Source organism: Sphingobacterium sp. lm-10 (genome assembly GCF_023554555.1).
Lineage (GTDB): Bacteria > Bacteroidota > Bacteroidia > Sphingobacteriales > Sphingobacteriaceae > Sphingobacterium.
This window is the reverse complement of record NZ_JAMJWC010000001.1, coordinates 2,226,587-2,242,017: the sequence shown is the minus strand read 5'-3', so window position 1 is coordinate 2,242,017 and position 15,431 is coordinate 2,226,587. Positions and strand designations below refer to the sequence as shown.

Below are 15,431 nucleotides of genomic sequence, written 5' to 3'. Positions count from 1 at the left end.
CTATCCTTTTTTCCTCCTTTGGTATTCTAAATACTTATATCTTAATACTAATATCTCCATACTAAATACTATTTCTCGAGATCTTTACTCATCCCTCAAGCTATCTACAGGATTCGCTAACGCAGCTTTAATAGCCTGAAAGCTTACCGTGAGAAATGCAATGCTGATGGTTACTCCGCCTGCCAAGAGGAACATCCACCAATCTATGCTGATGCGATAGGTAAACTCCTGTAGCCAATGATGCATAATCCACCAGGTTATAGGAATACTAATGCATAATGCAATGCATACTAAAGACACAAAATCTATGGTGAGCAAGGCGACGATTCGAGCGATAGACGCTCCCAATACTTTTCGGATGCCAATTTCTTTAATCCGCCGCTGCGCAGCATAAGCAGACAAGGCGAATAGTCCTAAACAGGCAATGCAGATCGTAATAGCAGAAAATAGCCCCATTATTTTAGCGGTTTGGCGCTCATGCTTGTAAAGGGCCGCGTAGTCTTCGTCTAGAAAGTGCGATTCAAAAGGAATATCTGGTTTAATTGTTTTCCAGACGGTTCCGATAGCAACCAATGTACTGGCCATATTAGCATGTCGATCTATTTTGATGAAGATATTCCCAAAATAGTCGTACTCCGGAAATAGCACTATCGGCTGCACTTCTTCTTTCAGAGAGGCGAAATTAAAGTTTTCTACGACGGTGGTGATTTTTCCTAAACGACCATTTAAGTTCATGTGTTTGCCGATGGCCTCCTCAGGCACAAAGCCCATCGCATTTGCCGCTAGTTTATTAATAATGAAGGGGTACTCTTGAGCAGAACTGGTGTCGCGTGTACGAAGGATGTCTGCGTCGGTCAGATTTTGTCCAGCTACAATAGGAATTTCAAACACAGACAGAAAATCTTTTTCTATTGGAATGGCCGTAACGCTTATTTCTAAATCGCCGCCTTTGCCTTCTATATCAAAAGCAGTATATCCACCTTGTACTGAGACAGGAGAGTCGTAAGAAGCGGTTACCCCTTTTACAGCAGGGAGACGGAGTAGATTATTCTTCAGCGTCGTGCGGTCCGCGTCTTTAAGTACGCTACCATTTAATATAATTACTTGTTCGCGATTTAGCCCTGTATTGGTTTCCTGTAGAAATTGTAGCTGACGGGTAGCAAAAAGAGTACAGGTGATAAAGAGTAAAGAGATGCAAAATTGCAGGACGACTAATACTTTGCCCGAACCAAAACCCTCTCCAGCAGTTGCGCCTTTTACTTTTAATATCTGCAGAGGGCGAAGTTTGGATATTAACCAAGCTGGCCAGCCTCCGCCGAGGAGTGACATGAATAGAGTAAATACCAAAATGGCTAGATAGAATAGTGGTTGATTCCAAAAGTGCAAATGCATCTCCACACCAATGTACTGGCTGAATGCAGGAAGTAACAACCAAGCGCAAACTACAGCTATTGCAGTCGCTATTCCGATCATCAGTGCACATTCCAACAGAAATTGGTAAAAAATAGCATAACGAGCAGCACCCAATACTTTCTTTACGCCTACTTCTTTGGCGCGCTCAGAAGAACGAGCCAAAATTAAATTGGTAAAGTTTACGCTGGCCAGTACAATAATAGCCACAGCCAAGGCTGCGAAGATATACATGTACATTAAATTGCCCCGGCCTGCTTCTGAAAACAAATGGACCTCGGCTAGCCTTTCGATATTTACCTTGATTTGTGCAGCTTTATCCGGAGAATTTTTAAATCTTTTGTCAATAAAGGATGTAACGTGCTCTTGTAAGGGACCAAAGCTGTTCACATTGTTTAATAATAACAGCGTAACATCATTCGCCGAATGCCATACTTGCTCTTGATATCGTTTCAGGTGTTTGTTGGATAAGACGGCATGAAAGGCAAAGCGCGTATTGGTAGGAGGATTCTCTATCACACCGGTAACCTTCCAGGGTTGATCATCGATAACTAGCGTCTGCCCTAAAGCAGACTGATCATGGAAGTATTTTTTAGCTAAATTTTCTGTGATTACAATTTGGTACGGCTGTGATAACAATTCATCATGTAGTGTACCTTCTGTAAAAGGATAGTTCAGTACACGGAAAAATCCTTCGTCCCCGTATAATAATTTGGTCTCCACTACCGTTTGCGTACCTGTTTTCACGACCGATTCGCCAGAATATTCGGCTAAGCGAACCGCCTCTTCTACCTCTGCAAATTCGTTTTTTAGGGTGGGAGCAACCGCCGTTGGAGTAGTAGGAATATATTGGTACTCCGTTTCCGAATCCCCTTTGTACCCATAAGATACCCACGCGAGTCGATCGATGTTTGGATGAAAACGATCGTAATTCCATTCGTGGACGAGGTAAGCCGACAGCAGCATAAAGCAGGTGATGCCCATGGCTAATCCAAAGATATTTAACAACGTAAACCCTTTGTTTTTACGAATGGCTCGCCAAGCGGTTTTAAAGTAGGAATTGGTCATCGCGGTTCTTTTTAAACCCTTATAATTAAACGGTAGTTGTTTCCATAATCACCTGTCCGTCCAACATGCGGATCACGCGATCAGAGAATTTAGCATCATGCTCACTGTGTGTTACCATCACGATCGTTGTGCCTGCCTCGTTCAATTCCGTTAGCAGGTTCATCACCTCATTACCGTTCGAGGAATCCAGGTTACCTGTAGGCTCATCGGCCAGAATCAGTTTAGGATTATTTACCACGGCGCGTGCTACGGCCACACGCTGTTGCTGACCGCCAGATAGCTGTTGCGGGAAGTGATTCCGGCGATGCATGATCTGCACTTTCTCCAATACTTCTTCCACCCGTTTTTTGCGTTCTGCGGCTGGTACATTGGTGTAGATCAAAGGCAGCTCCACGTTCTCAAATACCGTCAGTTCATCAATCAGGTTGAAACTTTGAAACACAAAGCCGATGTTGTGCTTGCGTAAATCTGAACGCTTGCGCTCATTGAATTTGGCTACTTCAACACTGTTAAATACATAGCTGCCTTCGTCCAAATCATCTAATAATCCGATAATATTTAACAGGGTGGACTTGCCACATCCCGACGGGCCCATCACAGCGACAAACTCTCCTTCTTGCACATGGATATTCAAGTCATTCAAGGCTACCGTTTCTACCTCTTCGGTACGGTAAAATTTTTGGAGGTTAGTTATTTTAATCATTTTTTTTCAGAGTTAGTATTGAGATATGAGTATTTAGTATTTAGATGTTAGTATTTAGATGTGCGGATTGCGATATAAGTATTTAGATATAAAATATTCATGTTCTTCCAACACAAACATCCATGAATATTCCATATGACTTGTCTTTTTCTTGCTCTTATGTCTCATATCGCACTTCGATGATTGCACCTCTTCTTTATTCATTTTTCAGGGTTTTCGTTGGGTTGGCTGTCGCCGCACGTAATGCTTGTGTGCTTACCGTTAATATGGCAATTGCGATCGCTAATCCCGCTGCCAAGGCAAATACGATCCAGCTTATGTCAATCCGGTATTTGTAGTTGCCCAGCCAATCGTGCATAAACCACCAGCCCAACGGAAAGGCAATCAGACAAGATAATCCGACTAAAACGACAAATTCGCGATTCAGCATGCTGACCAAACGCGTGATGGATGCCCCTAATACTTTACGGATGCTGATTTCTTTGGCGCGTTGCTGCGCGGAAAAAGAAGCTAGTCCAAATAAGCCCAGACAAGAAATAATAATGGACAGTACCGCAAACACGGTCGCCAAATGTTGGATCATCATCACAGAGCTAAATTGGCGATCAAAGGTCTCATCGAGGAACTTATATTCAACGGGATAAGCCGGGTTATTCGCTTTTATGATCTTTTCCATTCGAACTAACATTTCAGGTAAATCAATGCCTGCCTTTGTTTTCATATAAAGCTGGCCGTAAGCGTAATCCGTAGGACTGATGATCAATGGTTCGGGACTACTGGAAAATACATCGTTGTACACGAAGTCTTTAACCACACCCACAATCATACGTGCTTCATTGTTCCAATGCAAAGTTTGCCCAGCGACCAGTCCATCCCGCTTAATCATTCGAGCCAGTGTTTCGTTAATAATTAGCGCAGTACTGTCGCCTACAAGTTGTGGTTTAAAGTTTCTCCCATCGTGCAGTTGCATGCTGAGGCTAGGAATCAAACCCTCATCACCATTTAAAATGCTAATAAGTACCTGGCTGTCTTTCGCTTTGCCATCCCAATCAAAGCCGCTGGCATTGGATCCGATATTCATGATATTGTTGTCACTCACGCCCACACTTTCGATGTCGCCCGTTGCAATAAGTTGATCTTTGATAAGATGGATCTTTTTGGCCATATCGCCCTGAAGCGACGTCGTAATGACCTGGCTACGTTCGAAACCTATATCCCGGTTTTTGGTATGCTGTATTTGCTGATAGATAATCACCGTGCAGATGACGAGTAGGATAGAGGCGGTGTATTGTACAATCACTAATCCACGGCGGATAAGTCCAGCGGTGCCTGCGTTTTGCTTCGCCCCTTTCAGTGTTTTCAACGGGTTGAACGAAGACAAGTAAAAAGCGGGGTAGCTGCCGGCCAGCAGCCCGCAAATCACCACAATCCCTAGCAAAAAATACAGATGTAAAGGTTCAAATAACCGCACTGATAAATCTGTTTTTAGCATCGTGTTGAAAGGGCCTATGGCGAGGTAAATCAAACCGATCGCAAATAGCACGGCAAAAAATGCACTGATCATAGATTCGCTTAAGAATTGTAAAATCAGCGTGTGTCTCTTGGCACCTACGACTTTTCGCATGCCGACTTCTTTGGCGCGTTTCTCCGAACGTGCTGTTGCCAGATTCATAAAGTTAATACAGGCTATCAGCAACACTACCCAGGCGATGATGCTGAATAGGCGAATGTTTTTAATGGCGCCTTCGCGCTCCATGCCATCGTTATCAAAGGAGTTATACAGTGTCCAGCGGCTCATAGGATAGAGGAAGTTTTGATAATAAGCAGTTTCGCCACTGGTTTTTAATTTTGCAAAATCTAACAGCGTGGCATTTACCGCCGACAAGGAGGCCTCAGGCTGTAATTGAACGATGGTACGTAAGCCGTTAGCATTCCAATTTTCCAACCACGGATTGGCCAGCTCGAATTTTTTAAAATTAATCAGCCAATCAAATTTGAAGCTGCTATTTTTAGGAAGATCTTTTATCACACCGGTGACGGTGTAACTCTCCTCATTATTTACCCGAACGGTTTGGCCAACAGCAGCCCCGTTTCCGAATAAGCGTTTGGCGGCCGACTCGCTTAGCACAACGTTATTTAATTCAGAAAGCGCCTGGCGTTTATCACCAGCTTTAAATTCTACGGACAGAATGTCCAATAGGCTAGGATCAGCATAATGTCCCGATTGAGAGATTCCGTTATCATCTACGGAAAATAAAAGCCAGTTGCCCCAGTCTGTGCGCGCGATATGCTTAATGCCAGAAATATCTTCTGCAGCTGCTTGAGCAAAAGGGCCTGGTGTGGACTCAAAGATGTTGGTCGCGCCATCATACTTCTGAATAGATTTGACCACATAGATATCCTTCTTGTCGGGAAAGTGGTCGTCTTTAGTTATTTGGCTTTCCACCCAAAGAAAGATGAGTGCTGCAGCTGTGACCCCTACAGCCAGGCCGAAAATGTTCAGAAAACTGTAGCCTTTGGTTTTCCAAAGATTTCGAAACGCCGATTTGAAAAAATTCCTGATCATAATAGGGAGGTCTGTTCTATTTTTTAATATTTAGTTCCTGTACTTTATCATATGTCTCGTAGCTGGATACAACCACCTTGTCTCCTGGTTTCAGGCCACCGATCACTTCGTAGTATTCTGGGTTTTGTCGGCCTAATTGTATATCCATTCTGTATGCCGTCTGTCCATCCTTGTCTAACTTAAAGATCCAATTGCCACCTGTTTGTTGATAGAAGCCGCCTTTAGCTAATAGAATGCCCTTGGTTTCGTCACTAAGCGCCAGACGTGTTTGTAAGGTCTGCCCTCTACGGATACCGGCAGGTACCTCGTCGACAAACTCCATATCTACTTGAAAACGCCCGTCTTTCACTTGTGTATATACTTTCTTAATCTCCAAACGGTAAGGTTTGCCACTGATCGTGAATTGACCTTCCAAGCCTGGGAAGATGCGGTTGATATAATGCTCATCAATATCTGCACGAACCTTAAAGCCTGTCAGCACATCTAGTTGACCGAGCCGCTCGCCCGAATTTTTATTCTGTCCGATCTCCGCATCGAAGGAGGTCAATTGCCCGTCAACCGGCGATCGTACGATCAAGTCGCCCACTTTCTGCCGCATCAATTCCAGCGCACTTTGAGTACGTTCGTAGGTTTTACGATCTTGGCCAGCCTTTTGGTTATTGGATACCTCATCTTGTTTAAGAATTTGCCGAGTAAGGTCAATACGTTGTTTCTGGTAATTGTAGTCATTTACCGATTTCTGGTAATCTTGGGAACCGATGGCTTTCTCGTCATATAATTTCTTATTCAGCGTGTACAACCGCTCCGCTTCTTTTACGGCCAGTTCTACATCGGCCATTTGGTTTCTGTTAGAAATGGTGACTTGTTGTGCGTTAGTCTGCGCGATCTGCGCTTGTGTTAATAAGTTAAGCACTTGTGTTTCCTGGTTTACCAAGCTTAACTCCAAATCGGTATTGGAAAGGCGCATAATCGGATCGCCTTTTCTCAAATGTGCTCCATCCTCTACAAACTTTTCTTCGACACGGCCACCTACAGAAGCATCTAAGTAAATACTGCTAATTGGGAGCACCGTACCGTTGATCGGAATAAATTCCTGAAAAGTCCCTTCTTTTACCTCGAAGATGCTAATACGCTCGCTATCCACGTTTAGTCGGCTGTTGCCACTAGTATAGTAGTAGCTTGCGCCGATTAATCCAACCAAAGCCAACACGCCAACGATGGTAAGTATGCGTTTAGTTCCCCACTTTTTTTTCTCAATTGCTCTGTCCATTAGTACAGCAAAAATTTAAATGTATAATATAATGTCTGCGTATTGATCGCTACTCACTTATATACAATGATGTGCCAAAAAATTAAATAGCTGATTTGGTGTGTTTTATAGTGTGATATGAGACTTTTCCTGTTCGATATCGTACACTTATTGTGCGAAGATGGACAATTGTGTTGTTGTTCAGTAGTGAACAAATATTGTTCGGAAACGAACACTATATGCTTTGTAATAAATATATAGACTTTGATAATCAGCGGGTTGTGATTTTGGCACTTGCTATGGATTGATGGATACAAACAAAAACATCCATGTGGTACAAACTTATACTTCTTATTGTCTCTATAATCACTTACGTTGCCCAGGCATTTGGTCAGCAGGATTCTGTACGGAGCCTTTCTGAATGTCTGGAACTGGCAGTGGCCAACAACCCAACCTTGGGCAGATCTGCTTTGCAACTTCGAGAAAACGAATTACAATATAGACAATCCTGGCAAAGCTTGTTGCCCAGCTTAAACGGTGATATATCGCACAGCATTAATACGGGAAGGACGATAAATCCAACCACCAACCTTTTTGTAGAGGAAATTGTAAATGCCGGGAATCTGAATCTGATTTCTAACCTTAATCTTCAGAACGGATTTCGCATACTTCACGATATTCGCCGTCGTTCTTCTGCGCGAGAAGCCGGTAAACTGGAGTTTGATGGACAAATAAATGTGTTAAAACTAGATGTGATTACGGCGTATATCAAAGTGCTTACGGGCGAAGACCTGATCATCCAGTCTCAACAGCAATTTGAGGTTACGAAAGAACGCCTACGCAATGCAGAAGTGCTTTTTCGGGAGGGGGCTGTTTCGCCAGGAGATTATTACGATATCAAGGGAGAGTATAGCCTAAACTTAAATACGATCGAACAAAACAGGCAGCTGGCCAATAACGCGCGTGCGGAATTGGCTGGTCTATTAAATATTTCGGTGGAGGAAATAGGTAGTTTGCACCGCATCGACATTCCAGCGCAAATGCAGGTGTTAGACAATAAACGTCTATACGAGCTAGCGCGTGTTCATTTGCCACAGTTTCAGGCTTGGGAATGGCGGAAAAAGGAGGCAGAGAGTTTTATCAAAGCAGAAAGATCCGGATTGTATCCAGGACTGCGTTTTGGAGCGGGCTTTAACACGTTCTACTCCAGCATCAATCCGCAATCTTACCCTATTCAGGCGCGTGATTTCTTAGGGCGTTTTGTGTCTGTTGGTTTAAGTATTCCGATATTTAACCAATTTCAGGTGCGGAATCGGATCAATCAGGCCAAGATCGATCTGGAGCGTGTGAAATGGGAAGAAGATATTGCCCTGAATGAGTTGCGCGAAAATACAGCCAAAGCGGTCTTTGATTTAGAAGTAGCGCGTAAAAATGTAGACAACTTACAGCAGCAAGAACAGAGTTATGCCGAAGCTTTTCGTGTAGCGCAGGTCCAGTTTGATTTAGGGGCAACGAACTCGGTTATTTATTTAACTGCCAAAAATAAGTTGGAAAATGCGCAAAACCAGTTAGTAGTCAGGCGATATGAATGGCTTCTGCAAAAATATGTCAATGATTTTTACTCCGGGTCGTTAGATTTATAGCTATATTTATCCTGCGCTGCATGAAATTGTGCCATGCCACTAATTACCAATACATAGTATAGCTCCGGATGATCTTTTGAGCTGACAAATATTAAATATGAAAAAGGCTTCCATACTGGTTGTTGATGATGATCAGGATCTGCTGACTGCCGTGCGGATTCTATTGCGTCCCAAAGTACAGCAGGTATTTATTGAATCTAATCCTGAACATTTATTGCATGTGCTTGCCAAAGAGCACATCGATCTGGTTTTGCTAGATATGAATTTTAAAAGTACCATTCATACCGGTAATGAGGGATTGTATTGGCTTTCTGCCATTAAAGAGAAGTATCCACAGATTCGTGTAGTGATGATTACCGCTTATGGTGCGGTAGATCTGGCAGTGAAAGCGCTAAAGCTCGGTGCTTCCGACTTTATTGTAAAACCTTGGCATAATGAGTTACTGCTTGAAACGCTGCAAAGCGCTCTTTCCGAAATAAAAGTGGCTTCCCGTCGAAGTAAGTTAGTCGATAAAAAGTCCACCGACGAGAATCCACTTATTGGAAGTTCTGCGGTGATGGAAGACCTGCAGTATAAGATGAATAAGGTGGCACCCACGGACGCCAATATTTTGATCATGGGTGAAAATGGAACCGGCAAAGATGTCATTGCGCAGGTACTACACAAGAAGTCGTTGCGGCAGGCTATGCCTTACATAAAAGTAGATGTGGGTTCGCTAACAGAAACTTTGTTTGAAAGTGAACTCTTTGGCTATAAGAAAGGTGCTTTTACCGATGCGCGTGAAGACCGCAAAGGACGTTTTGAACATGCTAACGGAGGCACATTGTTTTTGGACGAAATCGGAAATATTGGCTTACACCAACAGGCCAAGCTATTAAGCGTATTACAAAACAGACAAGTATTACCGCTGGGATCCTCTCAGCCACTACCGGTAGATATCCGACTATTGTCGGCTACCAATGTGCCCATTCGTTCATTAGCAGATGAAACACGATTTCGTAAAGATTTGATTTATCGCATTAATACCGTTGAGATCCAAGTGCCACCCTTGCGCGAGCGAGGAGATGACGTGGTTTTATTGGCCGAATATTTTCTTGCTCATTATATCACCAAATACCATAAGACGATAGAGGGTTTTGAGTCAGATGCCCTACAGAAATTGAGGCAATATCATTTTCCAGGCAATGTGCGAGAACTGCAATATAGCATTGAGCGTGCGGTGATTATGTCGGAGTATAGTGGGTTGCGTGCCTCAGATCTTTTGTTTTCACCGATAGAATCTCCTCCGCCTGTAGAAAGCGGTGTCACTGATCAGCCTCGCAATTTAGAAGAAATGGAACGCAAAGCCATTCAACAAGCTATGGATCGCTATAGTGGTAACATTAGTAAGGCTGCCCGTGAGTTGGGTTTGACACGCGCAGCGCTATATCGGAGGATGGAAAAATACGGTATATAGCGTATAGGAAAGGTTAGTATGGGGAATCTTCAATTCAAAGAATTCGTTCGGGCATTGCTACTGATGGGACTGTGCTCCGCCGCTGGCTATTTATTTTTTGCACAAGCGCTATCTTATGCTATTATAGCTGCTATACTCGCTTTAATATTAGTTTTCCAATGGTTCAACCGACATATCTGGTTACAGAAACAGATCGATGAGTTTTCGGAAGCGGTGAAATACCGCGATTTCACCCGCCGTTATGCTGTCAAAAAAACGCGTAATATCGAAAATCAGCTGTATGCTTCTTTCAATAGGATCAATGAGGCTTTCAAAGATGTGAGTGCCAAACGCGAAATTCAACATCAATACCTGACCAAAGTGATCAACATGCTCGACTCCGCACTGATTTTTTACCATGCGGATAGCGGTAAGGTGGAGTGGATAAATAGTGCATTTAAGGAAATGTTTGAGACGCCTCACTTGGGTAATATAAGGGGTTTGAAGAAGCGTCGTACGGAGCTTTATGAGAAGACCATGCAGCTCAAAATTGGTCAGCAACATATAGAAACGGCTCACTCTAGTAAGGGCCGAATTAAATTGTTGATCCAAGTATCGGAGTTTGAGACGGAAGATGGTTTGTATCGTATCGTGATGTACCAAAATGTAAACGACGCCATGGATGAAACTGAAAACCGTGCTTGGCATAAATTATTGCGGGTGCTTACCCACGAAATCATGAATTCCATCGCGCCGATATCATCCATTGCTGAAACGCTGCACGGTCGTTTGGAGCAGACCGCTTACAGCGATGAGCTGGAAGATGTAAAAGTAGGCGTTCATACGATCAAAAAGCGCAGCGAAGGTCTGCTCAAATTTGCTAAAAGCTACCGGCTAATCAATAAAGTGGACAAACCTAAGTTTACGGAAATAGCAGTCGTGCAGCTTTTTGAGAATATTTATAATTTGTTAGAGCCGTCCTTTCTCCAAAAAGGCGTGGATGTGGATATTATTCTAAAAAATACCCGAGCCGTCATACAAGCAGATCTACACTTGATTGAGCAGGTAGTGATTAACCTAATGCTTAATGCAATGGAAGCGGTTAAAGATGCGGAAAACCCGTATATCAGCATGTCGGCGTTAGAAGAAAATGGACGTGTGCAGCTTAAAATATCGGACAATGGAGAGGGAATGGAGGCAGAGATTCAGGAACAAATTTTTACGCCCTTCTTTACCACCAAAAAAACGGGTAGCGGCATCGGCTTAACACTCAGCAAACAGATTATGCTGGTTCATAATGGTAATATCTTTGTATACAGCGAGCTGGGAAAAGGTAGCACGTTTACGTTACAGTTCTAGGTTAACATGTGATTAAGCATTTCCCAGTATCTCGTATATTTGCCCGGATGTTTACTTTTTTTCAGCAACTAATACATTTCCTGCGAGCAAACAGCCGCCATGGTACACATTCTCCTTTTGTATATGCTTTAGCAGATCAAGCGGTGTACCGGTCTTCGTTGCCCGATTCGAAAGAATTAGAGGGTTTACACAAAATACCCTTGCGCTATCGCCAAGTTTTGTGGCGTCTGCTAGGGTATTGGAATAAGAAAAAGGTATATGCTAGCGAAGAAGAGCAGTCTCTTGGTGATGTGTGTTTTATTAAAGCCGAAGAACTTTCAAAAAAGATTATTTGCCAGCACCTCAACGATAAGGTGCTAATTGTTGTGGATGGGATTTATAGGAGTAAACGTACACGGCACGCTTGGCGATGTGCGCAGCAAGAAAATCAGGTAACGGTGAGCATCGACTTGTTTCATTTTGGCGTATTGATTTCTCGATCGGGTCAGGTGAAAGAAAATTTTACGCTTCGTTATCCATTTTGGATCAAGTAGCTTTTATACCTTATTTTGAATAATCTCTCAGCTAAAACGCTTCTGATAAACTCAGATAGAAACCTTTTTGTCTTTGTTCGCCGGGGCGTTTCTCCCCAATAGCGTAATCAAAACGTACCGTGGTACGGTGTTCCAGATCAAAGAAATAACGTAATCCTGCGCCAAAGCTAGGCACGAGCCGTACCTTCTGTGTATTGGAGAAGGTGCTGCCGGTACCGGCAAAAGCAGTAATGCCTACGCGCGGATGGAAGCGATAGCGTGCCTCCGTTTGCGCTCCAATAAAATTCTTATCCCGATACCTTCCCAGGTAATAGCCACGTAACATATTATCTCCTCCCAACTCATTATACACATAAAAAGGGGTATTGGGTCCATAGCTGCCACGATAGTCTAGCTGAGACGCCAGAGCGAATTTGCTAGAGAATGCATGGTAGTGCCTGAAATCAGTTTCCAATTGGTGCCCGTTGAAATTCTCACCACCGAAGAAATTAGGTGCATAACCGTATTTAATTCTACCGTACCAGCCTTGAGTGGTATATGTAGTATAATCGCGCGTATCATACAGCACAGAGGTTCCTAATATCAAATGCTTTCCGCCGGGCTTTCCGGTAAATGATTCACGTTGAAAGACACCGTCAGGTTCAGAACTCTCAAACTGGAAGTTTTCGAAGTTAGCATTCAGACCCGCATATAAGGCTGAAAATACTTTGCGCTCTACATCTACCCTTGCTCTAAATAGACGCTGTCCTAGAAACTCTTCTGCAGAATGTTGTGTCGTATTGCCTATACCATAAAAATTAAATGGCCAATCGCGGTATCGAATTTCGGACAAAATATGGTATTGATTGTCGCGTGTCCATATATCGGTATTGAGCTTTACATTTCTTTGTTTTTCTGTGGTAGCCGTTCCCATTAATGTAATGGTGGAGGTTCTGCTATTTGGATCTGTACGATCAGTGTAGAAGTTGTAAGAACTGGCAACGCCAAACTCGAGTCCGGTTTCCTGTGCGTAACCCAAAGCTGGAAGTACAAAGAAGCTCGCTGCTCTGGTAGTGTCGGTTTGTTTCGCAGCAAAAAATTTATTGAAAGTACGCCTAACCAACCCTACGTCTTGTACCTGTGCAGAGATTAGCGAGGGGAAAAACGCGATCAAAAAGAGTAATAAATATTGCCAGTAACTACAGTTCATATGTATATAAATATTTCATGAGCTCACCACGCTCGACTTACCTTTTGTAGACGATATGAAATACTCATGTGTGATTGTGCTCGAAGAATAGGAGTATTTCATACCTGTTTAAATGTGTCCAAATATAGGCAAAGATTCAAGCATACGATTAGGGTTTATTGCGATAGATATTTTATTGTGTTGCGAATCAGGAGGATGCATAAATCAGTCCAAAAAAAGGTAAAATATTTTTTGATATATCCACGCAGTCGCTATCTTTGCACCATTGAAAACGCAAACAGTTGCACGTTCAATAGTTCTTTAAAAGAAAAGTGAAATAAAATTTGCAGAAGTCAATTTAAAGTAAGATTTTTGCACACGCTATCTGAAAAGATAGTTGTCTAAATAAGCCTCCTTAGCTCAGCTGGTAGAGCAACTGACTTGTAATCAGTAGGTCATTGGTTCGATCCCGATAGGAGGCTCAAATGCGACAATACGTTGCAGGTCTGGAGGGGTTCCAGAGCGGTCAAATGGGACGGACTGTAAATCCGTTGCTTCGGCTTCGAAGGTTCGAATCCTTCTCCCTCCACCATAATTGGGTCTGTATAAAGTAATTTAATTGCCTTATACAGACTTTCAAGCGGAAGTAGCTCAGTTGGTAGAGCGATAGCCTTCCAAGCTATAGGTCGCGAGTTCGAACCTCGTCTTCCGCTCCATTTATAGAACAATGTAATGTCTCTGTCTTTATTTAGTGTAATGATCTAAAAGAGGTAGGGGCATATATCTGTAAATGAGCTTTTAGGATTGAAAGCCGAAGTAGCTCAGGGGTAGAGCACTTCCTTGGTAAGGAAGAGGTCGTGGGTTCAAATCCCATCTTTGGCTCATTTAAATAAGTTTGTTACTTTTGTAAATACAATTTAATTAAGAAATAATTTATAATTACTAATTCGCATAAACATGGCAAAAGAGAAATTTGACCGGAGTAAACCACACTTAAACATTGGTACAATCGGTCACGTTGACCACGGTAAAACAACAACTACTGCAGCTATTACTAAAGTTTTGGCTGACAAAGGTTTTTCGGAAGCTCGTTCATTTGATTCAATTGACTCTGCTCCTGAAGAGAAAGAGCGTGGTATCACAATTAATACAGCACACGTAGAATACCAAACAGAAAACCGTCACTATGCGCACGTTGACTGTCCAGGTCACGCTGACTATGTGAAAAACATGGTTACTGGAGCTGCACAGATGGACGGTGCTATCATCGTAGTTGCTGCTACTGATGGTCCTATGCCTCAAACTCGCGAGCACATCTTATTAGGTCGTCAAGTAGGTATCCCTGCTTTAGTTGTTTTCTTGAACAAAACTGACTTAGTAGATGATGAGGAATTATTAGACCTAGTTGAAATGGAAGTTCGTGAATTGTTATCATTCTACGATTATCCAGGAGATGATGTTCCAGTAATTAAAGGTTCTGCTTTAGGTGCTTTGAACGGTGAAGAGCAGTGGATTGAGTCTATCATGGAGTTAATGAATGCAGTAGATAACTATATTCCAATTCCTCCACGTTTGACAGAACTTCCTTTCTTGATGCCTGTAGAGGACGTATTCTCGATCACAGGTCGTGGTACTGTTGCTACAGGACGTATCGAAAGAGGTGTAATCAACTCTGGAGATCCAGTTGAGATCTTAGGTATGGGTGCTGAGAACTTGAAATCTACTGTTACTGGTGTAGAGATGTTCCGTAAAATCTTAGATTACGGTGAAGCTGGTGATAACGTGGGTCTATTGTTGCGTGGTATTGAGAAAACTGATATCCGTCGTGGTATGGTTATCGTAAAACCAGGTTCGGTAACTCCTCACTCTGATTTCAAAGCAGAGGTATACGTATTGTCTAAAGCTGAAGGTGGCCGTCACACGCCTTTCTTCAACAAATACCGTCCTCAGTTTTACTTCCGTACAACAGACGTAACTGGAGAGATCTCTTTGGAAGAAGGAACTGAAATGGTTATGCCAGGTGATAATGTTACGATCACTGTAAAATTGATCAACTCTATCGCGATGGAAAAAGGTCTACGTTTCGCTATCCGTGAAGGTGGCAGAACAGTAGGTGCTGGTCAGGTAACTGAAATCATTAAATAATCTATTCGATTACCGTATAGTATATTAGATAAGCTAACCAGTTATGCTGGTTAGCTTATTTTTTCAATACCTATACTTTCTTTATGTCCTGAATCACTTCTTTCGATTAGAATTTCTTCAAGTCGAAGGTCGTTTTTAAAGGCAAAAAAAGC

Annotated in this window: 10 protein-coding genes and 4 tRNA genes; 9 read left to right on the top strand and 5 right to left on the bottom strand. The window is 42.7% G+C overall.

Annotated features, from left to right (window positions below; translation table 11 throughout):
- Positions 1 to 84: 84 nt before the first annotated feature.
- From M8998_RS09100 to M8998_RS09085, 4 genes are all read right to left on the bottom strand, one after another.
- Entirely contained in the window at positions 85 to 2,478 is a 2,394-nt protein-coding gene (locus M8998_RS09100) for an ABC transporter permease (protein WP_249992252.1), read from the bottom strand.
- 25 nt (positions 2,479 to 2,503) lie between these two features.
- Positions 2,504 to 3,181: an ABC transporter ATP-binding protein gene (locus M8998_RS09095; protein WP_249992251.1), complete on the bottom strand. Its 678-nt coding sequence runs from the start codon at positions 3,179 to 3,181 to the stop codon at positions 2,504 to 2,506.
- A gap of 196 nt (positions 3,182 to 3,377) precedes the next feature.
- Positions 3,378 to 5,747 carry an ABC transporter permease gene (locus M8998_RS09090; protein WP_249992250.1) on the bottom strand — a complete coding sequence of 790 codons (2,370 nt, stop codon included), beginning with the start codon at positions 5,745 to 5,747 and terminating at the stop codon, positions 3,378 to 3,380.
- Between the two features lie 16 nt (positions 5,748 to 5,763).
- Positions 5,764 to 7,017, bottom strand: coding sequence for an efflux RND transporter periplasmic adaptor subunit (locus M8998_RS09085; RefSeq protein ID WP_249992249.1), 1,254 nt, complete (start codon positions 7,015 to 7,017; stop codon positions 5,764 to 5,766).
- Between the two features lie 308 nt (positions 7,018 to 7,325).
- Between M8998_RS09085 and M8998_RS09080 the strand changes: the two genes are divergently transcribed.
- The 4 genes from M8998_RS09080 to M8998_RS09065 all read left to right on the top strand — a co-directional run bounded on the left by M8998_RS09080 (position 7,326) and on the right by M8998_RS09065 (position 11,966).
- Positions 7,326 to 8,639, top strand: coding sequence for a TolC family protein (locus M8998_RS09080; RefSeq protein ID WP_249992248.1), 1,314 nt, complete (start codon positions 7,326 to 7,328; stop codon positions 8,637 to 8,639).
- A gap of 97 nt (positions 8,640 to 8,736) precedes the next feature.
- Positions 8,737 to 10,095, top strand: a complete 1,359-nt coding sequence (locus tag M8998_RS09075) for a sigma-54-dependent transcriptional regulator (RefSeq protein WP_249992247.1) — start codon at positions 8,737 to 8,739, stop codon at positions 10,093 to 10,095.
- Positions 10,096 to 10,113: 18 nt separating this feature from the next.
- Positions 10,114 to 11,433, top strand: a complete 1,320-nt coding sequence (locus tag M8998_RS09070; protein WP_249992246.1) for a sensor histidine kinase — start codon at positions 10,114 to 10,116, stop codon at positions 11,431 to 11,433.
- An 8-nt stretch (positions 11,434 to 11,441) separates the two neighbouring features.
- Positions 11,442 to 11,966, top strand: coding sequence for a hypothetical protein (locus tag M8998_RS09065; RefSeq protein WP_249992245.1), 525 nt, complete (start codon positions 11,442 to 11,444; stop codon positions 11,964 to 11,966).
- A gap of 31 nt (positions 11,967 to 11,997) precedes the next feature.
- Here the strand turns inward: M8998_RS09065 and M8998_RS09060 are convergent, their stop codons facing one another.
- Positions 11,998 to 13,155, bottom strand: coding sequence for a BamA/TamA family outer membrane protein (locus tag M8998_RS09060; RefSeq protein WP_249992244.1), 1,158 nt, complete (start codon positions 13,153 to 13,155; stop codon positions 11,998 to 12,000).
- 388 nt (positions 13,156 to 13,543) lie between these two features.
- Between M8998_RS09060 and M8998_RS09055 the strand changes: the two genes are divergently transcribed.
- From M8998_RS09055 to tuf, 5 genes are all read left to right on the top strand, one after another.
- Positions 13,544 to 13,616: transfer RNA gene (locus M8998_RS09055), tRNA-Thr, on the top strand.
- 26 nt (positions 13,617 to 13,642) lie between these two features.
- Positions 13,643 to 13,726, top strand: a tRNA-Tyr gene (locus tag M8998_RS09050).
- A 48-nt stretch (positions 13,727 to 13,774) separates the two neighbouring features.
- Positions 13,775 to 13,850 (top strand) — tRNA-Gly (locus tag M8998_RS09045).
- 94 nt (positions 13,851 to 13,944) lie between these two features.
- Positions 13,945 to 14,016 (top strand) — tRNA-Thr (locus M8998_RS09040).
- A gap of 75 nt (positions 14,017 to 14,091) precedes the next feature.
- Positions 14,092 to 15,279: an elongation factor Tu gene (gene tuf / locus M8998_RS09035; protein ID WP_249992243.1), complete on the top strand. Its 1,188-nt coding sequence runs from the start codon at positions 14,092 to 14,094 to the stop codon at positions 15,277 to 15,279.
- Positions 15,280 to 15,431 lie beyond the last annotated feature (152 nt).

Bases quoted from the DNA above. Each gene is read 5' to 3' on its own strand.
- tuf (WP_249992243.1), top strand. From the start codon at position 14,092: ATGGCAAAAGAGAAATTTGACCGGAGTAAACCACACTTAAACATTGGT.
- M8998_RS09095 (WP_249992251.1), bottom strand. From the start codon at position 3,181: ATGATTAAAATAACTAACCTCCAAAAATTTTACCGTACCGAAGAGGTA.
- M8998_RS09075 (WP_249992247.1), top strand. From the start codon at position 8,737: ATGAAAAAGGCTTCCATACTGGTTGTTGATGATGATCAGGATCTGCTG.
- M8998_RS09090 (WP_249992250.1), bottom strand. From the start codon at position 5,747: ATGATCAGGAATTTTTTCAAATCGGCGTTTCGAAATCTTTGGAAAACC.
- M8998_RS09070 (WP_249992246.1), top strand. From the start codon at position 10,114: ATGGGGAATCTTCAATTCAAAGAATTCGTTCGGGCATTGCTACTGATG.
- M8998_RS09085 (WP_249992249.1), bottom strand. From the start codon at position 7,017: ATGGACAGAGCAATTGAGAAAAAAAAGTGGGGAACTAAACGCATACTT.
- M8998_RS09080 (WP_249992248.1), top strand. From the start codon at position 7,326: ATGTGGTACAAACTTATACTTCTTATTGTCTCTATAATCACTTACGTT.
- M8998_RS09060 (WP_249992244.1), bottom strand. From the start codon at position 13,155: ATGAACTGTAGTTACTGGCAATATTTATTACTCTTTTTGATCGCGTTT.
- M8998_RS09100 (WP_249992252.1), bottom strand. From the start codon at position 2,478: ATGACCAATTCCTACTTTAAAACCGCTTGGCGAGCCATTCGTAAAAAC.